Origin of the sequence: Streptomyces lydicamycinicus (assembly GCF_000829715.2) — a bacterium.
Taxonomy (GTDB): domain Bacteria; phylum Actinomycetota; class Actinomycetes; order Streptomycetales; family Streptomycetaceae; genus Streptomyces; species Streptomyces lydicamycinicus.
Genome location: NZ_BBNO01000001.1, coordinates 655,828 through 679,436, shown reverse-complemented (window position 1 = coordinate 679,436; position 23,609 = coordinate 655,828). Strand labels below are relative to the sequence as shown.

Genomic DNA, 23,609 nt, shown 5'->3' with positions numbered 1-23,609 from the left:
TGGCTGAGGGGGGATGTGCGTTGAGTTGCTTGGCCGCGTCGGGTACGGATGCGGGTGGTATTGGATCAAGACTTAGTGAAGGAGCGCAGGACGCATGGCGGGCACTGTGACGATGTACAGCACGACCTGGTGTGGCTACTGCCGTCGGCTGAAGGGCCAGATGGACCGCGAAGGCATCGCTTACACCGAGATCAACATCGAGCACGACCCGGAGTCCGCTGCGTTCGTGGAGAAGGCGAACGGCGGCAACCAGACGGTTCCCACCGTTCGGGTTGTCCCCACCCAGGGGGACACCGAGGTCGTCATGACCAACCCGAGCCTTGCTCAGGTGAAGCAGGCGCTCGGCGTCTGATCCGCAGAGGTCGCAGCCCTCGTCCGACGTTCTTCGGCGAGGGCCTCGCCTTGCTCTGAGCCGATCAGCAATACGGCCGCTGGTCGGTGAGCGACGTTGCCACCCACATGTAGACGCCGAAGAGCCGCCGCACCGAATCCCAGGGCATCCCGTCACAGCATCCCCCTACCAGGCGCGACCGGCGCCGTAGACCGGCCGCGCCCCCGGCTCACGGCTTTGGCAGCGGCTTGCCGTACCAGAGTTCGATGAGGCGGGCGGCGATGGAGATGCCGTAGGGCGGGAGGACCTCGCCGGATTCGAAGGCGGTGCGGAGGTCTTCGCGGGAGAACCAGCGGGCCTCTTCGATTTCCTCGCCGTCGACCTGGATCTCGGCGGAGGTGGCGCGGGCCATGAAGCCCAGCATCAGGCTGGAGGGGAAGGGCCAGGGCTGGCTGGCGATGTATTCGACGTCGCCGACGACGACGCCGGCCTCCTCGAAGACCTCGCGGGCCACCGACTGCTCGATGGACTCGCCCGGCTCGACGAAGCCCGCGAGGGTGGAGAAGCGGCCCTCGGGCCAGTGGACCTGGCGGCCCAGGAGGGCGCGGTCCTCCTCGTCGGTGACGAGCATGATCACGGCGGGGTCGGTGCGGGGGTAGTGCTCGGCGCCGCAGGCCGGGCAGCGGCGGATGTGGCCGGCGGCGGCGATGACGGTGCGTTCGCCGCAGCGGGAGCAGAAGCGGTGCAGCCGCTGCCAGTTTTCGAGGGCGACGGCGTGCACGAGGAGGCCGGCGTCGCGGGGGGAGAGCAGCAGGCCCGCCTCGCGCAGGCCCGCCGGGCGCGCGGACTGGTCCATGCGGCCGGGCAGCGAGTCCTTCTGGAGAGCGAAGTAGCTGACGCCGTCGTCGTCGGTGCCGAGGTAGTAGCGGTGGGCCTCGGTCAGCGGCGCCTCGAAGGACGGCGTCATGATCAGCTCGGTGCGGCCGTCGGGGGTGTCGTCGATCAGCGCCTGGCCGCCGGACACCACGAAGACACGCGTCGTCGGGTGGCTCCAGGCCGCCGCCAGCCATGCCTCATCGAGGCGGTGATGGGCGGAGCGGTCGATTCCGCTCGGCGCGCTGAAGGTGATCGGCCGGTCGGCGCTGTGGTCGGTCCAGGTGGTCACTGGTGTTTCCAACTCCCCCTATGGCGTGGGTGATTGCTGCGTACGGGCGCGGGTCGGTACGGCGGTGCGCGCGGTCAGGCCGTTTGCCAGGTCTCCGCCAGGTCGCCCCACAGGTGGGCGGCGGTCTCGACGCCCTTCATCAGCAGGTCGAGCTCGACCTTTTCGTTCGGTGCGTGCCAGCCGTCGGACGGGATGGAGATGCCGAGGAAGAGCACCGGGACGCCGAGGACGTCCTGGAGGTCGGCGGCCGGTCCGGAGCCGCCCTCGCGGGTGAAGCGGATCTTCTGGTCGAAGGCCCGGCCCATGGCGCGGACGACGGACTGGAGCGCGGGGTGGTCGAGCGGCGTGAGGCAGGGGCGGGTGGCGCCCCAGAAGGAGATCTCGTGGCGGATGCCGGCCGGGAGGCGCGCGGCGACCCAGTCGCGTACGGACTGCTGCACGGCGGCCGCGTTCTGGCCCGCGACCAGCCGGAAGGACAGCTTGAGCTGTGCACTGGCGGGCACGATGGTTTTGCCGCCGGGACCTTGGTAGCCGCCGCTGATGCCGTTGACCTCGGCGGTGGGGCGGGCCCAGATGCGTTCCAGGGTCGTGCTGCCGGCTTCGCCGAGGGTGGCGTGGGAGTGCGCGGTGCGCAGCCATTCCTCCTCGTCGAAGGGGAGCTCGGCGAAGAGTTCCCGTTCCTGGTCGGTGAGTTCGATCATGCCGTCGTAGAAGCCGGGGACGGCGACCCGGCGGTCGGCGTCGTGCAGGGCGGCGGCCAGCCGGGCGGCCTCGGTGGCGGGGTTGGGGACGGCGCCGCCGAACGATCCGGAGTGGATGTCCTGGTCGGGGCCGTAGAGGTCGATCTGACAGTCCGTCAGGCCGCGCATGCCGGTGCACACCGTGGGGGTGTCCTTGGACCACATACCGGTGTCGGAGACGATCACCGCGTCGCAGGCGAGGCGGTCGGCGTGCTTTTCGATCAGGGCCGGGAAGTTCGGTGAGCCGGACTCCTCCTCGCCCTCGATCAGCAGCTTGAGGTTGACGGCGGGGGCGGTGCGGCCGGTCGCGGCGAGGTGCGCGCGTACACCCAGGGTGTGGAAGAACACCTGGCCCTTGTCGTCGGCGGCGCCGCGGGCGTAGAGCTTGCCGTCGATGGTCTGCGGTACGAAGGGATCGGTGTGCCAGCCGTCCTCGCGGGCGGCGGGCTGGACGTCGTGGTGGCCGTAGACGAGCACGGTCGGCGCGGACGGGTCACCGGAGGGCCATTCGGCGAAGACCGCGGGCAGACCGCCGGTCTCCCAGATCTCGGTGGTCGGGAAGCCGGTGTCGGTGAGCTTCGCGGCCAGCCATTCGGCACTGCGGCGGACATCGCCGGCGCGCTCCGGGTCGGCGGACACGGAGGGGATGCGCAGCCATTCCGCGAGGTCTTCGAGGAAGGTCTCGCGGTGGAGGGTGAGGTACGCGCGGACGGCGCTGTCCGGGGTTGTGCTCATACGACCGAGCCTATCGGCCTTCCGGGGGAGGCAGGTCGGCGGTCTCGCCGAGCAGGATGCGTTCGAGTCCGGCCCGGCCGGGGAGCCGGGTGGGTCTGACGACCTCGCCGGTGCGGACGTAGAGGAAGGCGGCGTCGACGGCGGACGGCTCCAGGCCGTACCGCTCGGCCCAGGCGAGGCGGTAGATCGCCAGCTGGAGGGGGTCGGCGGTGTGGGCGCGGCCGGTTTTCCAGTCGACGATCTCGAAGCGGTCGCCGTCGGGGCCGGGCTCCTTGTAGACGGCGTCGATCCGGCCGCGGATGACCCGGCCCGCGAGGGTCAGCTGGAAGGGTGCCTCGACCCGGTAGGGGGTGCGGTGGGCGTACGGGGTACGGGCGAAGGCTTCCTTGAGGGTTTCGAGGTCGTGCTCGTCGACGATCTCGGTCTCCTCGCCCGGTTCGGCGCCCGGCAGTTCGTCGGGGCCGAGCAGCGGCAGCGTGAGCTCTTCGAAGCGGGATTCGACCCAGGCGTGGAAACGGGTGCCGCGGCGGGCGCCGGGCTGGGGCGGGCGCGGCATGGGGCGGGCCAGTTCGCGGGCGAAGCCGTCCGGGTCGGCGGCGAGGCGCAGGAGCTGGGTGGCGCTGAGCGCGGACGGCAGCGGGACGTCGCGGACGGTCGCGCGGGCGCGGCGCAGCTCGGCGGCGAGGGCGTCCAGATCGCGGTCCCAGGAGCCGACGGTGCGGCGCTCTTCGGGGAGGAGGGGGTGGGGGGTGGTGTCGTGGAGGTGAGGTGTGTCGTCGGGGCGGGTGGTGTCGGCCTCTTGGGTCGGGTGGGCCGGGTCGTTCAGGCCGGTGAGATCGGTGAGGTCGGGTTCGGTGGAGCGCTGGGCGATGATGCGGGGGCGTGGGGCGGTCTCGCTCCCGGGCTGGGCCTGGCCCTCGGCCCCGGCCCCGGCCCCGGGGGTGTCGTGCGCCGGTCCCGCGTGCGCCGGTCCCGCCTGCGCCGCGGCGTCTCCGAACGAGCCGTCGTCCTCGAACGGGCCGGCTTCAAAAGCGTCGACGTCGAAAGGATCGGCCTCGGCTGTGTCGTACGGCGGAGCATCGTCCAAGCCATACGGCGCGGCCTCGTCGAACGGTTCGTCTTCCGGAAGGTCGAACGGGTCCGCCTCGGGGGTCTCGTACGGGCCTCCGTCCCATGTGTCCTCCGGCGGGACCGGCGGCCAGTCGGGGTCGTGGGCGAACCGTGCGGGTGTGGCAGATCCGGGGGCGGCCGCACCCGAGCCCGTCCTCCTGCGTTCCAGATGGGCGCGGACCGTGGCTGCGGCGGTGCGGCGGCGGGCGGTGGCGGTGGGGTCGAGGGGCAGGGGCCAGGCCTGTTCCGTGGCGGCCTCGGAGAGGGCCGGGTTCTCGTCGCCGTCCTCGGGGGCCTCGGCCCAGTGCTCGATCTCGCCGTGGCCGGCTTCGCAGTGCTCGCGCAGGGCCTCCAGGAAGACGGACGGGCCGCGCGGCCGCTTCTGCTGGGGGCCCCACCAGTGGCCGGAGCCCAGGAGCAGGGAGCGGGGGCGGGTGAAGGTGACATAGCCGAGGCGGAGTTCCTCGGTTTCCTGGTGGTGCTTCATCGCCTCCTTGAAGGATTTCAGGCCGCGGGCGGTCCATTCCTCGACGTCGGGGAGGGTCGCCGCGTCGCCGCGCAGGGCGTGCGGGAGGACCTTGGCGCGGCTGGTCCAGGACTCGCGGGCCTGTTCGCTGGGGAACTGCTTGCCGACCAGGCCGGGGACGGCGACGACGTCCCATTCCAGGCCCTTGGACTTGTGGGCGGTGAGCACCTTGACGGTGTTGTCGCCTCCGGGGAGGGAGCTGTCGAGGCCCTTCTCGTACTGGACGGCGGTGCGCAGGAAGCCGAGGAAGGCGAGGAGGGTGGCGTCACCGTCGAGGGATTCGCCGCCCTGTTTGGCGGCGAAGCCGGCCGCGATGTCGAGGAAGGTGCCGAGGGTTTCGCGGCGGCGGGCGGCGAGGGCGTGCGGGGAGGCGGACAGCTCGACTTCCAGGCCGGTGGCGGCGAGCACCCGGTGGAGCACGTCCATGAGGGGGTCGCCGAGGGAGCGGCGCAGGTCGCGGAGTTCGGTGGCGAGGTAGGCGAAGCGCACCCGGGCCTCGGCGGAGAACGGGAGACCGTCGTCGGGCCCGTCGGCCTCCAGGAAGGTGTCGAGTGCGTCGGCGAGCGAGATGGTCTCGGCGGGGTCGACGCCCTCGACGGCCTCGGCGAGGCGCTGTCCGGGGTCGTCGGAGGGGCCGCCGTGGTGGACGAGGGTGCGGGCGCGGCGGCCCAGGAGCGCGAGGTCGCGGGGGCCGATTCGCCAGCGCGGGCCGATCAGCAGGCGGACCAGGGCGGCGTTGGCGGTGGGGTCCTGGAGCACTTCGCAGACGGCGACGAGGTCGGCGATCTCGGGCAGATGCAGCAGCCCGGAGAGGCCGACGACCTCTACGGGGATGTCCCGGGCGACCAGTTCGCCCTGGATGCGGGCGAAGTCGCCGGCGGTGCGGCAGAGCACGGCGATTTCCCCGGGCGGGGTGCCGGTGTGGACGAGGTGGGCGAGGGAGTCGGCGAGCCAGGTGAGCTCTTCGGCGTGGGTGGGCAGCAGGGCGCAGCGGACGAGGCCGTCGCGCTCGGCGCCGGGGGCGGGGCGCAGCGCTTCGACGCCTTCGTGCATCCGGCGGAGGGGGGCGGCGAGGCCGTTGGCGAGGTCGAGGAGGCGGCCGCCGCTGCGGCGGTTCTCGCTGAGGGCGTACCGGCGGGCGGGGGTGCCGTCCTCGAAGGGGAAGTGGTCGGGGAAGTCGTCCAAGTTGGCCACGGAGGCGCCGCGCCAGCCGTAGATGGCCTGGCAGGGGTCGCCGACAGCGGTGACGGCATGGCCGGTGCCGGCGCCGAAGAGGCCGGAGAGCAGCAGGCGTTGGGCGACGGAGGTGTCCTGGTACTCGTCGAGGAGGACGACGCGGAATTCGTCGCGCAGGATGCGGCCGACTTCCGGGCGGGTGGTGGCGAGGGTCGCGGAGTGGGCGATCTGGTCACCGAAGTCGAGGAGATCGCGGCGGCGTTTCTCGTTGCGGTAGGCCGTGACGAGGTCGAGGAGTTCCCGGCGGCCGCGGGCGGTTTCGGGGGCTTTGCGCAGGTCGGCGTTGGTGAGCTTGGCGCCGTCGAGGGTGGCGAGGAGGTCGCTGTCGTAGGCGCGGAGTGCGGCGGGGTCCACCAGGTGTTCGGCGAGCTCGGCGTCCAGGGCGAGGAGGTCCTCCACGAGGGAGGGCAGGGAGGTGGTTAGCGCCGGGTAGGGGCCGGGGGCGGCGCGCAGGGTCCGGGCGGCGAGCTGGAAGCGGGTGGCGTCGGCGAGGAGCCGGGCGCCCGGCTCCAGGCCGATGCGCAGGCCGTGGTCCTTGAGGAGCTGGCCGGCGAAGGCGTGGTAGGTGGAGCTCCGCGGCTCGCCGGGGGGCTGGTCGGGGGCGCCGTCGGCGGACGGGAGGGCGTCGGGGTCGGTGACGCCGGCGGCGAGCAGCGCGGCCCGGACGCGTTCGGCGAGTTCGCCGGCTGCCTTGTTCGTGAAGGTCAGCCCGAGGACCTGTTCGGGGGCGACCTGGCCGGTGCCGACCAGCCACACCACGCGGGCGGCCATGACCGTGGTCTTGCCGGAACCGGCTCCGGCCACGATGACCTGCGGGGCGGGCGGGGCGGTGATGCACTCCGTCTGCTCCGGCGTGAACGGGATGCCGAGCAGCTCCTTGAGCTGCTCGGGGTCGGTGAGGCGAGCTGACACATCGAGAACCGTAACGGCCGCCACTGACAGTCACCGCCGGCGGCATCGTCGTCGCAGGTCAGGGGGTCGGACGGGCCGAGCGGGCCGGGCAGGCCGAGCGAGCCACGGCACGGAGGTGGCCCGGGACCGGCTCGTGCCCGCTCGCCACCCGCGGCACGGAAGGCGGCCCGGGGTCACCCCGCGCCCGCGCGCCGCCCGCCGCACCGCCCGCTCACTCCACGATGTGCCGGCCCTCCGGCTGGGCGCTGCACGAGGCCCGGAAGGTGCAGTGGGTGCAGTGGGTGCCGGTGGTGGGCGTGAACCGCTCCTCCAGCACCCGGCCCGCGGCGGTGGCCAGGAGCTCCCCGATCCATTCGCCGTCCGGCGGCGGCTGCGCCTGGACGGCGGGCATCGCGTCGCCGCCTTCCTTCTGGGGGGCGCCCAGCCGCAGATGGACCAGTTCGGCGCCGCCCGGTTCGGGGGTGCGGCCGTCGAAAACCTCGTCCACGGCGCCTTCGCGCACCGCGAGCTGGTAGACGGCGAGCTGGGGGTGGCGGGCGACCTCGGGGCCGGTCGGCTTCTGTTTGCCGGTCTTGAAGTCGACGACATAGGCCCGGCCCTGCGCGTCCTGGGAGACGTGGTCCATGCTGCCGCGGATACGGACCTCGTGGACGCCGGCCCGGAGGGTGAGGTCGAAGCCGTGCTCGGTGGCGACGGTCTCCCGGCCGCGGGTCTCGCGTTCTATGACGTGCCAGCGCAGGAAGCGTTCCAGGGCGGCCCGCGCCTGGTCCTTTTCCTGACGTGACTTCCAGGGCGCGTCGAAGGCGAGGGCGTCCCATACGGAGTCGAGGCGCTCCATGAGGACGGTCAGATCGGCGGGGGTGCGGCCGGAGGCGACCTCGTCGGCGAGCACATGGACGACGTTGCCGAAGCCCTGGGCGGCGGTGGCGGGGGTGTCCGCCTTGACCTCTCGGCCCAGGAACCACTGGAGGGAACAGGTGTTGGCGAGCTGGTCGAGTGCGCTGCCGGAGAGGACCACGGGGCGGTCGCGGTCGCGCAGCGGGACGCTGCTGTGGGTGGGCTCGTGCAGGCCCCACCAGTTGTCCGGGTGGGCGGCCGGCACCAGGGGGTAGTGGTCGTCGTCGTGCAGTGCCGCCAGTTTGGCGAGCCGCTGGGCGGCGGCCTCACGCAGCGCGGGGGTGGCGGCGGGGTCGACGGTGGTGGCGCGCAGTTCGGCGACCAGCGCGGCCACCGAGAGGGGGCGGCGGGGGCGGCCGGTGACGTCCTGGGGGGTGACGCCCAGCTCGGTCAGGAAACGGGACGGCTGGTCGCCGTCGTCGGCCGCGGCCTTCACTGCGGTGACGACCAGGCGGTCACGGGCGCGGGTGGTGGCCACGTAGAACAGCCGGCGTTCCTCGGCGAGCAGGGCGCCCGGGGTGAGCGGTTCGGCCAGGCCGTCGCGGCCGATCCGGTCGGCTTCCAGGAGCGAGCCGCGCCGGCGCAGGTCGGGCCAGAGACCTTCCTGGACGCCGGCGACGACGACGAGCCGCCATTCCAGGCCCTTGGCACGGTGGGCGGTCATCAGCCGGACGGCGTCGGGGCGGACCGCGCGGCGGGTGAGGGTGTCGGCGGCGATGTCCTGGGCGTCGAGTTCCTCCAGGAAGTTGAGGGCGCCGCGGCCGCCGGTGCGTTCCTCGGCGCGGGCCGCGGTCTCGAACAGGGCGACGACGGCGTCCAGGTCCCGGTCGGCGTTGCGGCCGGCCGCGCCGCCGCGGTGGGCGGCCCGTTCCAGGCGCTGCGGCCAGGGGGTGCCGTCCCACAGCTCCCACAGCGCCTGCTCGGCGGTGCCGCCGCCGGCGAGCAGTTCGCGGGCCTTGCGCAGCAGCAGGCCGAGCCGCTGGGCGCCGCGCGCGTAGGCGGGGTCGTGGGCCACCAGGCGCTGGGGTTCGGCGAGCGCCCGGGCGATCAGCTCGTCGGAAGGCCGCGGCAGTGGTTGTCCGGCGGCCCGTTCCTCCTCCCGCAGGGCACGGCCCAGGCGGCGCAGGTCGGCGGAGTCCATCCCGCCCAGGGGGGAGGCCAGCAGATCGAGCGCGGTTTCGGCGTCGAGCCAGCGGGGGACGGCGGGGGCCGGGGCGGCCTGGGTGGAGGCGTCCGCGACGGGGTCCTCCGGGCCGGGCTCGTCCTCCTCGGGTGCGCCCGAAGGGGACGCGTCGGCGAGGGGTTCGCCCACACGGGACACGTCCACATCGGACACGTCCACACGGGATACGTCCACACCGGACACGCCCACACGGGATACGTCCACACCGGACACGCCCACACGGGACACGTCCACACCGGAGGCGTCCGCCCCCGGCTCGCCAACACCCGGCTCGTCCGCTCCCGGCTCGCCGGCACCCGCTTCATCCGCGACGGACTCATCCCCACCGGAGGTGCCCCCACCATGCCCGGCGCCACCAGCCCCGCCGTCACCAGCCACGCCCTCACCACCCGCCTCATCGGCCGGCTCCTGGCGGAGCGCCGCCCGGGCCGCCGCCCGGAGGGCCGTCAACAGGGGGGCGACCGCGGGCTCATGGCGCAGCGGCAGATCGTCGCCGTCGATGTCGAGCGGTACCCCGGCGGAGGTCAGCGCACGGCGCACGGCGGGGAGCGAGCGCCCGCCGGCGCGGACGAGGACGGCCATCTCGCGCCAGGGCACCCCGTCCTCCAGGTGGGCGCGCCGCAGGATGTCGGCGATGTTGTCGAGTTCGGCGCCGGGTGTCGGGTACGTGTACACCTCGACGCGGCCGCCGTCCCGTACGGGCGCGGGCTCGCGGTGGGCGCGGACCTTCTGGGCGGGCAGGCGGGTGAGCGGCATCCGCCGGGTGACCAGCCGGGTGGCCGCGAGCAGGGCGGCGCCGGAGCGCCGGGAAGTGCCGAGTACGGCCACCGGGGCGGGGGTGCCGTCGGCGCGCCGGAAGGTCTCGGGGAAGTCGAGGATGCCGTTGACGTCGGCGCCCCGGAAGGCGTAGATCGACTGGTCGGGGTCGCCGAAGGCGACGAGGGTGCGGCCCGGGGAGCCCGGGGTGCCGGTGGCTCCGTGGTTGCCGGCGAGCGCCCGCAGCAGCCGTACCTGGGCGACGTCGGTGTCCTGGTACTCGTCGACATAGACCGCGTCATAGGCACCGGCCAGCTGCGCCGCGACATCGGATTGTTCGGCGAGCAGCACGGCGCGATGCACCAGCTCGGCGTAGTCCAGGACGCCCTGGCCGTCCAGGACGTCGAGGTATTCGGCGAGGAAGGCGGCCGCGGCGCTCCAGTCGGGGCGGCCGGTGCGCCGGGCGAAGGCGCCGAGGGCCTCGGGGCCCAGGCCCAGTTCGCGGCTGCGGGCGAGCACCGCGCGGACCTCGTCGGCGAAACCGCGGGTGGTCAGGCAGGCCCGCAGTTCGTCCGGCCAGCTCACCTGGGCGCGGCCGGCGCCGGCCAGCTCCGCCTGCCCTTCGAGGAGCTCCCGGACGACGAGGTCCTGCTCGGGTCCGGACAGCAGCCGCACGGGGTCGGCGAAGAGGTCGGCGTCCTGGTGGGCGCGGACCAGGGCGTAGCAGAAGGAGTGGAAGGTCGTCGCCTGCGGGATGCCCGCCCGCCGGGCGCCGACGGCCGTACCGGGCGCCCCCTCGGGCTGCGCCTCCAGAACGGCCAGCCGGGCCGCGAGCCGGTCACGGAGTTCGACGGCGGCCTTGCGGCTGAAGGTGAGGACGAGGATCCGCTCGGGGTCGGCGCCGGCCCGTACCCGGCGGGCCACCGACTCCACCAGGGTGGTGGTCTTGCCGGTGCCCGGACCGGCCAGTACCAGCAGCGGCCCGTGCCGGTGGTCAACCACGGCGCGCTGGGCTGCGTCCAGGACAGGAGGAGCCACCCGCCCCGGCGGGGTGCGCACCAGCCGGTACGCGCCGGCGGCAGCCCGCCGCGCCCGGTGGGGCTGCGTCGGCGGGGCGGCCGAGAAGGAGGAACTCACGTGGATCGCCGGTCCTGAGGAGGTGCTCGTCGTGGTGCATGGGTGGTGCGAAGGGGTCCCCCCGGACGGGCTCCGGAGGAGCGCCGCGCGGCGGGCCGCCGGCTTGGGGGACGGTCCGGCCGCTTGGTGCGCGGCGGGGCCGTCGTCGTGACGGCAGTGCCCGACGCTACGCCAGTCGGCGCCCGGGACGCAGCGCGTCCCATGAGCCGTCGCGCACCGCCGCCGGTGCTAATCGATCCGTTGCCCGTCCCAGCGGGCCCGCCGCATGTCGAGCCGCGGTATGTGGTCGTCGGCCTGCTGCGCGGCGGTGCGCAGGGGGGTGCCTTCCTCCCGGTAGTGGGCCAGTGCGCGCAGTTCGCTGCCGGGCAGCAGCCGGCCGTCCGCGCGCACCACCCGCCACCAGGGCACCGCGCCGCCGTAGAGCGCCATCACCCGCCCCACTTGGCGGGGCCCGCCGGTGCCCGTATCGGGGAGCCCGGCGGGCGGTTCCTCGTCCCGGAGCCACTCCGCGACGTCCCCGTACGTCATCACCCGGCCCGCCGGGATCAGCTCGGCGACGGCGAGGACCCGCTCCGCGTAGGGCGGCAGCTCACCCGCCCCTGTATCTCCGGTCCCACTCATTCGGTCCATCCTGCCGCACGGCACCGACAATGGGAGCGGACACGGGGTCCCGTACCCCGGGGAGGTCGGCGGCAAGGCGTCGTCAGCCGTGGTGCGGGGGAGGATGTTCCGCTTCCCGCACCCCCGAAATGCACCCTGATGCCCTCCTCCACCGGTCGGTCGTGCCACCATCTTCCGGACGGTGACTGGTGATACGAGATCAAGAAGAGACGGCCGAGCAGCAGGGTGCAGCGCCTCCACGGGAGGCGGGCGCCCCTGAGGCGCTGGCCGTCGACGCCTCCCGCACCGGGCCAGGACCGGCCGCTGTGACCGAGCGGCCCGAGCGGCAGCAGGTGGCACCGCAGGGGAAGCACCAACGGAAGCCGGCCACGGCTTCCGCTACCGAAAAGGCGAGCACGATCGAGAAGGCCGAACGACCCGGGGCGTCCCAGAGGCCGGAAGGGCCCACGGAGCCCGAGCCAACCGAGGGGCAGGAGGAGGAGCGGGAGCGCACGCGGCCCGAGGAGGAGCAGGTCCGGCACGACCAGGGCGAGGAGCAGCCGTCCGGCACGGCCCGGAGCAAGCCCCGTACGGGCTCGCACCGTGCCGATCTGAGCGCCGACGAGTACGGCGAGTTCCATGTCGACCGGGTCTCCGGCGACGAGCCGCTGCTGCCCGCGCGGGTGCACCGGCCCTCCGACCTGATGCGGCTGCTGCTCGGCATGGCCGGGATCGCGCTCGTCCTCGGGCTCGCCACGTTCGCCCACGGCACCACCCAGGGCCTGGAGAACGACATCGGCAGCGGCGCGAAGGCGGCGCCCCCGCTGCTGATCAATCTGGCGGGGCTGACCTCCAGCGTCGCGGTGCTGATCGTGCCGATGGCGTTCGCCGTCGAGCGGCTGATCAAGCGGGACGGGCTGCGGATCGCGGACGGGGTACTCGCCGCCGTCCTCGCCCACGGGGTGTCGCTGGCCACCGATCTGTGGGTGGCCGAGGCCGCCCCGCCCTCCATCCGGGACGCGCTGACCCAGACCCTGGACAACGGTGCGCTCTCCGCTCCGGTGCACAGCTATCTGGCGCCCGTGATCGCCTATATGACGGCGGTGGGCATGGCCCGGCGGCCCCGGTGGCGGGTCGCGATGTGGTGCGTGCTGCTGCTGGACTCGTTCGCGGTGCTGGTCGGGCGGTACACCACCCCGTTCGCGATCGTCACGACCGTGCTGATCGGCTGGACCGTCGCCTACGGCACCCTCTACGCCGTCGGCTCCCCCAACGTCCGTCCCACCGGACAGAACCTCCTCGCGGGGCTGCGCCGGGTCGGTTTCCACCCGGTTTCCGCGCTGCGCGCGGAGGACTCGGCCGGCGCGGAGCAGTCCGAGCAGGCCGACCGCGGGCGCCGTTACCTCGTCACCCTGGAGGACGGCCCGCCGATCGATGTCACCGTCGTCGACCGCGAGCAGCAGGCGCAGGGCTTCTTCTACCGCGTGTGGCGGCGGCTGTCGCTGCGCGGCATCAATCAGCGCCGCAGTCTCCAGTCGCTGCGCCAGGCGCTGGAGCAGGAGGCGCTGCTGGCGTACGCGGCCATCGCGGCCGGCGCCCACGCCCCCAAGCTGATCGCCACCTCGGAGCTCGGCCCGGACGCGGTGATGCTGGTCTACGAGCACATCGGGGGCCGCAGTTTCGACTCACTGGCCGACGAGGAGATCACCGACGCGCTGATGCACAGCGCCTGGCGGCAGGTCGAGGCGCTGCAGTCCCGGCGGATCGCGCACCGGCGGCTGGTCGGGGACGCGCTGCTGGTGGACCGTTCCGGCGACATCGTGCTGACCGAACTGCGCGGCGGGGAGATCGCGGCCGGTGATCTGGTGCTGCGGATGGACATCGCCCAGCTGCTGGCCACCTGCGGGCTGCGGGTCGGCGCCGAGCGTGCGGTGGCCGCGGCCGTCGAGGTGCTGGGCCCGGACGCGGTCGCCGACAGTCTGCCGCTGCTCCAGCCGATCGCGCTGAGCCGCACCACCCGCGCGACGCTGCGGCAGCTGGCCCGGGAGCGGGCCAAGCGGGAGCGGGAAGCGGTGCTGGAGGCGTCGCAGGCCGCCAAGGAGGCGCGGGAGGCCCGGGACGCGGCGGGCCCGAAGGACCGCAAGACGCTCCGGGCCGAGCGGCACGCGGAGAAGAACGCCGAGAAGCGCGCCCTGGACGAGGCGACCGAGGAGGCCCGCGAGGAGGATCTGCTGGCGCAGATCCGCCGGCAGGTGCTGTTGATCCGCCCGGCGGCGGTGATCGAGCCGGCGAAGCTGGAGCGGCTCAGCCCGCGCATCCTGATCAGCTGGATCGCCGGCGCGTTCGCGGTCTATCTGCTGCTGTCCCAGCTCACCCACTTCAACCTCAGCGATCTGATCAGCAAGGCCCAGTGGATGTGGGTGCTGGTCGCGGTGGGCTTCTCGGGGCTGACGTACATCGCGGCGGCGATGAGCCTGCTGGGGTTCGTCACCGAGAAGGTGTCGTTCGTCAGGACGGTCATCGCGCAGATCGCGGGCAACTTCGTGAAGCTGGTGGCGCCCGCGGCGATCGGCGGGGTGGCGCTCAACACCCGCTTCCTTCAGCGCGCCGGGGTCCGTCCCGGCCTGGCGGTGGCGAGCGTCGGCGCCTCCCAGCTGTTCGGGCTGGGCAGCCACATCCTGCTGCTGCTGATCTTCGGCTATCTGACGGGCACCGAACGGACCCCGACCATCTCCCCGTCCCGTACGGTCATCGCCGGGCTGCTGACGGTGGCGGTGCTGGTGCTGATCGTCACGGCGGTGCCGGCGCTGCGGAAGTTCGTCTCGACGCGGGTCCGGTCGCTGTTCGCGGGGGTGGTCCCCCGGATGCTGGACATTCTCCAGCGGCCCGGGAAGCTGGCCACCGGTATCGGCGGGATGCTGCTGCTGACGGCGGCGAACGTGATGTGCCTGGACGCCTCGATCCGGGCCTTCGGCGGCGGCGACACGATCAGCTATGCGAGCATCGCGGTCGCCTTCCTGGCCGGTAACGCGCTGGGGTCGGCGGCGCCGACGCCGGGCGGTGTGGGCGCCGTCGAGGGCGCGCTGTTCGGCGCGCTGACCGTCGCCGGGCTCGCCGGTGACGTGGCGTTCCCGGCGGTGCTGCTGTTCCGGCTGATGGTGTTCTGGCTGCCGGTGCTGCCGGGCTGGCTGGCCCTCACGTATCTGACGCGCAAGGGCGAGATCTGAGCGCGGGCGCCCGGCAAGGGCCGGCCTTACCTCCCGTACACCGCGCGAAGGCGCCGGCCCGCAGAACACGGACCGGCGCCTTTCGGGTGGTGCGGGAAGCTCAGTAGACCGGCTTCTCCGGTTCGACGGTGTTGACCCAGCCGATGACACCGCCGCCGACGTGCACGGCGTCGGCGAAGCCCGCGGACTTCAGGACGGCCAGGACCTCCGCGGAGCGGACGCCCGTCTTGCAGTGCAGGACGATCTTCTTGTCCTGGGGGAGGTCCTGGAGCGCGGTGCCCATCAGGAACTCGTTCTTCGGGATCAGCCGGGCGCCGGGGATCGAGACGATCTCGAACTCGTTCGGCTCGCGGACGTCGATGATCTCGATCTTCTCGTCGCCGTCGATCCACTCCTTGAGCTGCTTGGGAGTGATCGTCGAGCCGGCCGCGGCCTCCTGGGCCTCCTCGGACACGACGCCGCAGAAGGCCTCGTAGTCGATGAGCTCGGTGACGGTCGGGTTCTCGCCGCAGACCGCGCAGTCCGGGTCCTTGCGGACCTTGACCTGACGGTAGGTCATCTCCAGCGCGTCGTAGATCATCAGCCGGCCGACGAGCGGGTCGCCGATCCCGGCGAGCAGCTTGATGGCCTCGTTGACCTGGATGGAGCCGATGGAGGCGCAGAGCACACCCAGGACGCCGCCCTCGGCGCAGGAGGGCACCATGCCGGGCGGCGGGGGCTCCGGGTAGAGGCAGCGGTAGCAGGGACCGTGCTCGCTCCAGAACACCGACGCCTGGCCGTCGAAGCGGTAGATCGAACCCCAGACGTACGGCTTGTTCAGCAGCACACAGGCGTCGTTGACCAGGTAGCGGGTGGCGAAGTTGTCGGTGCCGTCCACGATCAGGTCGTACTGCGCGAAGAGCTCCATGACGTTCGTGGAGTCCAGGCGCTCTTCGTGCAGGTTCACCGTGACGTACGGGTTGATGCCCAGCACCGTGTCCTTGGCGGACGCGGCCTTGGAGCGGCCGATGTCCGCCTGGCTGTGGATGATCTGGCGCTGGAGGTTCGACTCGTCGACCTCGTCGAACTCCACGATGCCGAGCGTGCCGACACCGGCCGCGGCCAGGTACATCAGCGCGGGCGAGCCCAGGCCACCGGCGCCCACACAGAGCACCTTGGCGTTCTTCAGCCGCTTCTGCCCGTCCATCCCGACATCGGGGATGATCAGGTGGCGGGAGTACCTGCGGACCTCATCGACGGTGAGCTCGGAAGCGGGCTCGACCAGGGGTGGCAGCGACACGGGGACTCCGTTGGTCGGTCTTGATGGGGTTCCCCCCGCCCGAGCCGAGCCGGGAGTGGGGGAGCTTGCACTCCCGTAACACTGCCACGCCCTTCTTCATTCCGAGACACCTGTTCCGATGCGCGAGACGAATGCGTCCCAGTAGCCGGGCAGTGACGCCCAGGCCTCTCCGCGCCGGTCACGACGGCCGGTGACGTGCCCCGTGCCCGCCCCTGCCGGCGGGCGCTCCGCAGCGCCTCACCGAGAGGGGGACGCCGCACGCCGTCGACGAGGTGACGGAACCACTGCGGAGGGTGGCCGGCGGCCCTCGCTCCAGCTCCTCGGAGAGCAGCTCACCGACCGGGCGCGCGCTGCCGCCCCTGTCCCCGCGTCCCAACAAGCGGACACCGGTCTCAGATACGACACGCGGCCTCCATCCAGATGTCGGCGAGGGACTCCTCCAGCTGGATCCGGGGGCGCCAGCCGAGCCGGTCGCGGGCCGTGCGCACATCCGCCTGCTGCCAGGTGCCGCAGCCGTCCGGGTACGGGTAGGTGGCGGGCGGCGAGCCGGCCCCCGGGTGCTCCGGGGACGGGCCCGGGATGACCAGCCGGGCGGGCGGGGAGTCGAGTTCGTGCAGGGCACCGCCGAAGCCGGCGACCCGGGCGAGCACCGACGCGGCCTCCCGCAGCCGGACGGCCCGGCCGGTGCCGATGTTGACGACGCCCTGTGCGGCGGACAGTGAGGCGGCGTGCACCGCCCGCGCCACATCGCGCACATCGACGAAGTCCCGCTGCACCCCGAGCCCGCCGAGCTTGAGTTCGCTGTCGCCGGACTGCATGGCACGGCGCATCGCCTCGGCGAGCCGGCCGAGCGGGGAGCCCGCCGGGGTGCCGGGGCCGACCGGCGAGAAGATTCGCAGCACCACGGCGTCGAGCCCGGAGCCCAGGACCAGTTCGGTGGCGGCGAGTTTGCTGACACCGTACGGGCCGCCGGGGCGCGGGACCGCGTCCTCGGCGGTGGAGGAGCCGGGCTGGGAGGGCCCGTACTCGGAGGCGCAGCCCAGGTGGACGAGCCGGGCGCCGCAGCTGCTGCGCCGCAGCGATTCGCAGATGGTGGCGACCGCGACGGTGTTGTGCCGGGTCAGCTCGCGGGCACCGCCCCGGGTGGCCCCGGCGCAGTTGACGACGACACCGGGGTGGACCGCGTCGAGGAAGCGGGTGAGCGCCCCGGGGCTTCCGGTGGCCAGGTCGAAGCGGACGTCGGCGTCGTCGCCCCGCCCGAGGGCGGTGAGCTGGACGGCGGGGTCGGCGAGCAGGCGGTCGGCGACATAGCGGCCCAGGTAGCCGTTGGCGCCGATGAGCAGCACCCTCATCGTGCGACCCCCCGGTCCGCGTGGCGTGTGGTCGGCTGGACGTTCATATGTCGTGCTCCTAAGGCGGATTGAGGGAAGCGGGTCGGCTTCGGCCGCGGGGTCGGCGTCCGCCCTGGGGGTGCGGTCCGCGGTGCAGCGGCCGGAGCGGCCGTTTCGGGGTGCCGCTCCGTGGGGTGGTGCGTGGTGGGGTGCCCGTGTGGGGGTGCGGGGTATCGGGGGCCGGTGATCGTCCGGAGGGTCACGGGCGGTGCGCCTCCGCCGGTCCGGAGGGGGCGGGCCAGTGGGCGCAAGCGCCGGTGAGCGCCCGCAGACCGTGGACGAGGAGGCCGAGGGCGGCGGCGGTGCAGGCCACGGCGGGTACCGCGGCCGGTCCGACCGTGGTGGCCAGCGCCATGACCGGGGCGTCGACCGGGGGCACGCCGGGGAGCCGGGCGATCAGCACCAGGGCCGGGGCGAGGGCTTCCAGGGCGGCGGCCGAGGCCAGGCCGGCCGCGGCGGCTTCGGGGAAGCCGTGGACGGCGAGCAGCCGGGCGAGGAAGAGCAGCACCCCCAGCGCGGCCGCCGCCCCCAGGGCGAGCGGGTCGCCACCGCCGAGCACCGCTTCCGCGCCGAGGAGCAGCGCGGCCAGCGCGCCCAGGAAGAGCAGGGTGACGGCGAGCAGCAACGGCCGTACCCGGGCGGCGAGTTCTCCGAGTCCGCGGCTGGCGGCCAGGACACGTCGTCCGCGCACGGTGAACCAGTGGGCGCAGCCGGCGGCGGGGGCGAGGGCGAAGGCGAGTGCCACGGCGGGGGCGACGGCGGCCCGGGGCGCGGTAGGGGGCAGATCAGGGCCGCCGGCCAGCAGCTGTCCGAGCAGCCAGTCGCCGTACACCGCGTACCCGGCCGTCCAGCCGGCCCACAGGCCGGCGGTGCGCGGCCCGGTGCCATGGCGCAGCCGCAGTGGCCCGGACCGGACGCCCAGCCGGACGGCGAGGGCGAGCAGTACGAGGCCCGAGGCGCCGACGGCGGTGCGTACGGCGGGAGTTGCCGTGGTCACCGAGGCGAGGGCGGCGGCCGCCGCGACACAGACGGCGCCGGGGAGCAGGTGCAGGGCGACGCACACGGTGCGGGAGCGCCGGGCGGGTGCGGTCGCGTGCGGGGGCGGCCCGGCCCCGGGGACGGCGGCCGGGTCGGCGCGCGGCACCCGGGCGTAGAGCTCCTCGGCCAGCGAGAAGACGTCCCGGTGCCGGAAGCGTGCGGCCGTACGGTCGGTGACGCCGTGTGCCTCCAGGCCGGCGGCGATCTCCAGCGCGTCGACGGCGTGCGCGCACAGCTCCTGGTGCCGGTGCATCAGCATCCGTACGGGGTCGGCGGGGCCGCGGCGCGGGGGGCGGGCGGCGGCGTCCTTGCGCGGGGGTGCGGCCCGGTCGGCGCGGGCCTCCCCCGGAGTCTCCACGGCACCGGTGGCGCCGCCTTCGGGTGTGGTCATGCCCCGTTCCCCCTCTCCCACGTCCGCGCGCAGCCGTCCTGGCCGGGGCGGAGGTGCGCGGTACGGCGCCGGGGCAGGCGGCCGGGGCGGCCCGGGGTGCGCCGGCGGACGCGGACGGGGACGGCGGAGCGGCCGCTGTGCGCCACATCCGCCATGCCCGTCACCAGTGCCACACCCACGACACCCATCGCACACATCACGTCCAGCACACCGGTCACCATTGCTCTCTCCCTCGCACCGGCCACGCCTGGTGGCTCGCCGGGTCATCCCGTCTCACGGCCTGTCCCATTTCCCGGACAGTGCCCCCTCCCCCGGCCTCGCCCGGGGCGGCGGCCGGCGCCTCGGTGGACCGCCCGGTCCCGGAGGCCGCCCAGCTCGGCGTCCGGCCGGCCGGCGCGGTGACCGCCCTGGTGGCCGTGCCGGTCGCGGCCCAGCGGCCGGGGACATGGGACTCCGCGGGGCGGGCGAAGGGCCGCGGGACCCCGTGCGCGTCCCGTGTGCGGCAGGCGGCCGTCCGGTCCGGGGCGTGGGAGATCAGCTCCAGGTAGATGCCACGAAATGCCGCGATGTTCTGCTCGACGGTGAACAGCTCCAGCGCCCGGGCGCGGGCCGCCGCGCCCAGCCGGGCCCTGCGGTCGGGGTCGGCGAGCAGCGCCGTGCAGGCTGCGGCCAGCGCGCGGGGGTTGCGCGGCGGGACGACCAGACCGGTGCCGCCGATGACTTCACAGACCGCGCCGGTGTCGGTCGACACCGTGGCGCGGCCGCAGAACATCGCCTCCACCAGGGAGCGGGGAAAGCCCTCGATGACGCTGGAGAGCACCACCACCGCACCGGAGGCATAGGCGTCCGCCAGGGCCGGCAGGTCGGGGCTGCCGATCTCCTCGAACCTGACCGGGTTCTCGCCGACGGTGCGGGCGTCGGCCGCCTCGTCGGGGAAGAGCTGGGCGGCCAGCACCCGGCAGTGCGCGAGATATCCGGGCGCCCGCGGATCGCGGCCGGTCCCGCCGATGATCCGCAGCGTCGCCGATGGCTCCGCCTTGCGGATCTCGGCGAAGGCGTGCAGCAGCGCGATGAGGTCCTTCGCGGGTTCCACCGTGCCGACCCACACCAGCGTCTTGGAGTCGTCCGGGGCGGCGTCCGCGACCGCGGCGAACGGGGTGGCGTCCATGCCCGGGTAGACCGTGCGCAGCCGGGCGCGGTCGGCGCCGCAGCGCTCCTGCCAGCGCCGGGCGTGGGTGTTGCCGGGGGTGATCAGTGCGGCCTGGGCGTAGGTCTCGGCGGCCAGCGCGCCCTGGAAGGCGGCGAGCAGCGCGCGCACCGGCACGCTCAGCGGCGCGGCGGCGCGGGCCAGGTAGTGCTCGCGCAGCCGGACGCCGTACTCGGTGACCAGGAGCGGGGTCCCGAAGAAGCGCTTGGCCAGCAGTCCCGGGAGGGCGGCCGCGCCGCCGGAGGTGGCATGGCAGAGGTCCACTCCGCCGAGGCCGGGGGTGTGCCGGTCGCCGTACCAGTCCAGGGACAGCGGCCGGAGCGCGAGTTCGAGCCGGTCGGTGACCGCCAGCAGATCGTTGACCTGCGCGCCCTGGGCGGCGGGCAGCGCACGGGGGCCGTGGCAGACGGCTTCCAGGATGCGTACGGCGCCCTCGGAGTGCAGCAGCTCCGGCAGTCCGCCCTGCTCCCGGGCGAGTTCGGCGAGCTCGTAGAGGCCGGTGGCGAAACGGTCCGCCTTCCAGGTCACGGATGTCTCGGGGGCACTCGGCGGATCGCCGGCCGGTGCGTCCCCGTACGGTGCACCGCGGGCCGGCCCGCTCCCGTCGGGCACCGTGGCGAAGGACGTCACGAGATCACCGAACCGCTCGGCGAAGCGGCGCCGTTCGCGGCGGCCGGGGCTGCGGCCCTTGCGCTCCTCGGCGGCCCGGCGGTGCCCGGCGGGGAAGTCGCCCCACAGGGGGGCACGGCGTACCAGGCGTACGTGTTCCGGCAGTGCGGTCCGGGGCCGCGCTTCCTGGCGGGCGTCGCTGCTCAGGGCGTAGACCTCGAAGTCATGGCCGGTGAGCCCGCGCACGAGCCGGTCGCACCACGCGTGCGACTCACCGGCCGCATCCGGGTAGCCACCCTCGGTGAGCAGTCCAATACGCATGAGTGCACCCCCGTCCTCCCCTGTCGACGTCCTGGTGTGCCGGGCGGCACGGCCGCCACCGGCAGGAAGAAGCTATGCAAAGGGGCCGGTGGCGCGATGGACGGTTGTCCATCGCGCCACCGGAAGGGGTGAAAGCACGTAACTTTCCGCCCCTAAGGGCGTTTCTTCGCGCTATGTGAGTGCGGAAACGTTCCCCGGTGCCGGGGTCCGGTCACCGCTGGGTGGGGAACGGCCAGGAGTTGGGCCGGCAGGTCGCCCCGTCCGTCGTCAGGAACTTGGTCTGCTGCATCATCACCGGGGCCAGTGCGCCCTGCCGGGAGCAGAACTCGTGGTTGTGGCCGAGGCGGTGGCCGACCTCGTGATTGATCAGCATCTGCCGGTAGGCGTACATCTTGTCGTGGCCATACGTCCGGGCACCCTGCGCCCACCGGTAGGCATTGATCATGACCCGCTCGGTCGCCGCGGAGTCACAGGAGACATTGCCCTCGCTGGTGTCGAGGTCGGACTTGGCGCACCACTTCGCGGTGGTCCCCGGACTCGCCAGCGTGATCACGAAATCGGCGTCGCCGGATCCGACCCGCTGGAAGGCCATCTTCCCGCCGTGGGCCCAACTGCGGCTGTCGTTGAGGGTCTTGTGCACCGCCTCGGCGAACAGCTCGCCGTCCAGCGACAGCCCCTCCTCGACGTCGACGCGATAGCGCAGCACCTTGCCCTGGCCGGGCGCCCTGGCGTCACCGCCGACCGGCTTGAAGCGGCCGGTGGCCGTCAGCCTCGCGTCCAGCGGGAAGACCTGGTTCATCTTCTCGTCGTAACTGGCGGGCTTGGCGTCCTGGGTGGGCCTGGCGTGCGACCGGGAGGCCTCGTCGCCGACCCCCTCGGCGCGGTCGTTCCCGCTGCGCGGCTGCGGGTCGGCGCCCTCCTTGTGCTGCTCGGCGACCTGGCCCGCGATGACCACGGCGAGCACGGTGGTCACGGCCGCGGCCGCCGCGCCGGTGAAGGTCCGGCCCTTGCCGCCCTTCATGGCGCCGTGCCGCGACTCCGCCGCGTCGAATTCCCCTTCCCCGTCCGGATCCTGGCCCCCGGGGCCGCCCGGTGCCGTGCCGTCCGCGCCGAAGCCCGCCTGTCGGTCCGGCTCGTCGCCCGCCTCCCGGTCGAAGACGACCGAGCGGCCGGTGTACCGGCCGCCGGGGGCCACCCCGTCCGCGCCGGGCCCGTACGCCCCGGCCTGCGGAACCGTCTTCCGGGGCGCGCCGGCCCGGAAGACATCGTCGTCCGGGTCGCTCGCGGCTCCCGGCCCGCCCGGGAACGTCCGGGCGTCGAAGGCCTCGACATACTCGCGCTTCGGTCCGGGCCCGCTGCCCGGGGCAGCGACCGCCGGGCCGCCGGGCATCTCCGTACGCGGCCGGGGAATCCGGGGCGCGCCCTGGCCGGGCACGGCCGGGGAGGCCGGCGCCCCGGGGAACTCGCCCCAGCCGCCGCCCGGTTCCCGCTGTTCGGGGTGCCCGCCGCGCACCACATCGCCCTCGAACGGCTCGCGTCTGCGGCGCCCGGGGCCCGGTCCGGGTGAGGTGCCCCCCGAGGGGCCGTTACCGGGCGGACCGGCCGTCTCCGGGGTGTCCGTTGCGGCTTCCGGCCGGCCTCGGCGGCTATGGCGTCCCACGGGGTGCGTCAGCTCCTGCTCGCATCGGCGGTCACATCGGTCATGTCACTGTCGAGCAGTTCGCGGACGGCCCGCGCCACTGTCTCCGGGTACTCCATCATCGCCACATGACCCGCCTCCGGCAGCGTCAGCAGTCGCGAACCGCGGAACGCCGCGGCCGCCCGCCGCGCCATCCGGAAGGAGACCAGGCGGTCGCGCCCACCGTAGACGAGAAGGGTGGGGGCGAGCACTCTCTCTGCCTGACGCCACAAATTATGTTGGCCGCCCAGTGTGTAAGCGTTCACCAAACCGCGGGCCGAGCGCTCCATGACCTCCCAGAAGTAGGGAAGTTCGAGCCGTCGCGCGTATTCATCGACCGCGGCGTTGAACCCTTCGGGGCTGACCCGGCCGGGGTCGCCGTAGCAGAGCGCCAGCACCTCGCGGGTACGGCGCTCGGGCGTCCAGTCATGGGTGAGCCGGCCGAAGAGCCCGGTGATGCCGGGCACCGCGAGCAGCGCCGTGGGGACCGCCGTCAGCTGTGGGCGCAGCTCGGGCAGCGCCGGGGAGATCAGCGTCAGGGTGCGGACGAGATCGGGGCGCACGGCCGCGACGCGGGTGGCGGCGGCACCGCCCATGGAGTTGCCGATGAGGTGGACGGGGCCGCGCCCGGCCGCGTCGAGGTAGCGGATGACCGCGCGGGCCTGCGCGGAGACGGAGTAGTTGCCGTCGTCCGGCGGCGGGGAGTGCCCGAAGCCGGGCAGGTCGATCGCCTCGCCGTCCACCCGGTCGGCGAGCAGCGGCATCAGGTCCGACCAGTTCTGTGAGGAGCCGCCGAGGCCGTGGACGTAGAGCGCGGGCTCGCGGTCCCGTTCGGTGCCGGTCTTGGCGCCGCCGTCCTGGGGCGCGGGCGATCCGGCGGGTGCCCGTACGGTCAGCGTCAGGCCCGGCAGGGTCACGGTGTGCACCGTCTCCGCCGCGCCGCGCCGGCCGGGGCCGGCCGGGGGCACCGGGAGGGCGGCGGTCGCGGTGTCCGGCGACTCGGTCGAAGACATGGGTCGATGTTACGAGACGATCACGCCCCCGATCGTGTGTCCGCGGTCACACACCGCATCGCGCTGCCGCGGCCACTCTCCTACGCTCGTAGTCGAGGGCAGCCGCCCCGGCCCCTGCTGTCATGTC

At 73.9% G+C, this 23,609-nt stretch carries 14 protein-coding genes; 2 read left to right on the top strand and 12 right to left on the bottom strand.

Annotated features, from left to right (window positions below):
• Positions 1 to 94 precede the first annotated feature (94 nt).
• A complete protein-coding gene (locus TU31_RS02905; protein WP_042148360.1) occupies positions 95 to 352 on the top strand; it encodes a mycoredoxin in 258 nt (85 codons plus the stop codon).
• Positions 353 to 560: 208 nt separating this feature from the next.
• On the opposite strand, the gene nudC is transcribed toward TU31_RS02905, so the two are convergent.
• From nudC to TU31_RS02880, 5 genes are all read right to left on the bottom strand, one after another.
• Positions 561 to 1,496, bottom strand: coding sequence for an NAD(+) diphosphatase (gene nudC / locus TU31_RS02900; RefSeq protein ID WP_042148358.1), 936 nt, complete (start codon positions 1,494 to 1,496; stop codon positions 561 to 563).
• A gap of 74 nt (positions 1,497 to 1,570) precedes the next feature.
• Positions 1,571 to 2,971 (bottom strand): dipeptidase, encoded by a 1,401-nt coding sequence (locus TU31_RS02895; RefSeq protein WP_042148355.1) that lies wholly within the window; start codon positions 2,969 to 2,971, stop codon positions 1,571 to 1,573.
• A gap of 10 nt (positions 2,972 to 2,981) precedes the next feature.
• Positions 2,982 to 6,755, bottom strand: coding sequence for an ATP-dependent helicase (locus tag TU31_RS02890; RefSeq protein ID WP_042148353.1), 3,774 nt, complete (start codon positions 6,753 to 6,755; stop codon positions 2,982 to 2,984).
• A 211-nt stretch (positions 6,756 to 6,966) separates the two neighbouring features.
• Entirely contained in the window at positions 6,967 to 10,728 is a 3,762-nt protein-coding gene (locus TU31_RS02885) for an ATP-dependent helicase (protein ID WP_181018518.1), read from the bottom strand.
• 228 nt (positions 10,729 to 10,956) lie between these two features.
• A complete protein-coding gene (locus TU31_RS02880) occupies positions 10,957 to 11,349 on the bottom strand; it encodes an MGMT family protein (RefSeq protein ID WP_042148350.1) in 393 nt (130 codons plus the stop codon).
• A 188-nt stretch (positions 11,350 to 11,537) separates the two neighbouring features.
• Between TU31_RS02880 and TU31_RS02875 the strand changes: the two genes are divergently transcribed.
• Positions 11,538 to 14,555, top strand: a complete 3,018-nt coding sequence (locus tag TU31_RS02875; protein ID WP_181018517.1) for a lysylphosphatidylglycerol synthase transmembrane domain-containing protein — start codon at positions 11,538 to 11,540, stop codon at positions 14,553 to 14,555.
• 100 nt (positions 14,556 to 14,655) lie between these two features.
• Here TU31_RS02875 and moeZ read toward each other — a convergent pair whose 3' ends face one another.
• The 7 genes from moeZ to TU31_RS02840 form a co-directional block, all read right to left on the bottom strand.
• Positions 14,656 to 15,834 (bottom strand): adenylyltransferase/sulfurtransferase MoeZ, encoded by a 1,179-nt coding sequence (gene moeZ / locus TU31_RS02870; protein WP_042148345.1) that lies wholly within the window; start codon positions 15,832 to 15,834, stop codon positions 14,656 to 14,658.
• A 392-nt stretch (positions 15,835 to 16,226) separates the two neighbouring features.
• On the bottom strand, positions 16,227 to 17,186 hold the full coding sequence (locus tag TU31_RS02865) for an NAD-dependent epimerase/dehydratase family protein (RefSeq protein ID WP_042148342.1): 960 nt from the start codon (positions 17,184 to 17,186) through the stop codon (positions 16,227 to 16,229).
• A 238-nt stretch (positions 17,187 to 17,424) separates the two neighbouring features.
• Entirely contained in the window at positions 17,425 to 18,654 is a 1,230-nt protein-coding gene (locus TU31_RS02860; RefSeq protein ID WP_042148339.1) for a hypothetical protein, read from the bottom strand.
• Positions 18,651 to 18,875 carry a hypothetical protein gene (locus TU31_RS02855; protein WP_042148338.1) on the bottom strand — a complete coding sequence of 75 codons (225 nt, stop codon included), beginning with the start codon at positions 18,873 to 18,875 and terminating at the stop codon, positions 18,651 to 18,653. Before TU31_RS02855 ends, TU31_RS02860 begins: the two co-directional genes overlap by 4 nt.
• Entirely contained in the window at positions 18,869 to 20,791 is a 1,923-nt protein-coding gene (locus TU31_RS02850) for a DUF3492 domain-containing protein (RefSeq protein ID WP_042148335.1), read from the bottom strand. Before TU31_RS02850 ends, TU31_RS02855 begins: the two co-directional genes overlap by 7 nt.
• Positions 20,792 to 21,002: 211 nt before the next feature.
• A complete protein-coding gene (locus TU31_RS02845; RefSeq protein WP_042148332.1) occupies positions 21,003 to 22,307 on the bottom strand; it encodes a DUF3152 domain-containing protein in 1,305 nt (434 codons plus the stop codon).
• A 152-nt stretch (positions 22,308 to 22,459) separates the two neighbouring features.
• Positions 22,460 to 23,482 carry an alpha/beta fold hydrolase gene (locus TU31_RS02840; RefSeq protein ID WP_042148329.1) on the bottom strand — a complete coding sequence of 341 codons (1,023 nt, stop codon included), beginning with the start codon at positions 23,480 to 23,482 and terminating at the stop codon, positions 22,460 to 22,462.
• Positions 23,483 to 23,609 lie beyond the last annotated feature (127 nt).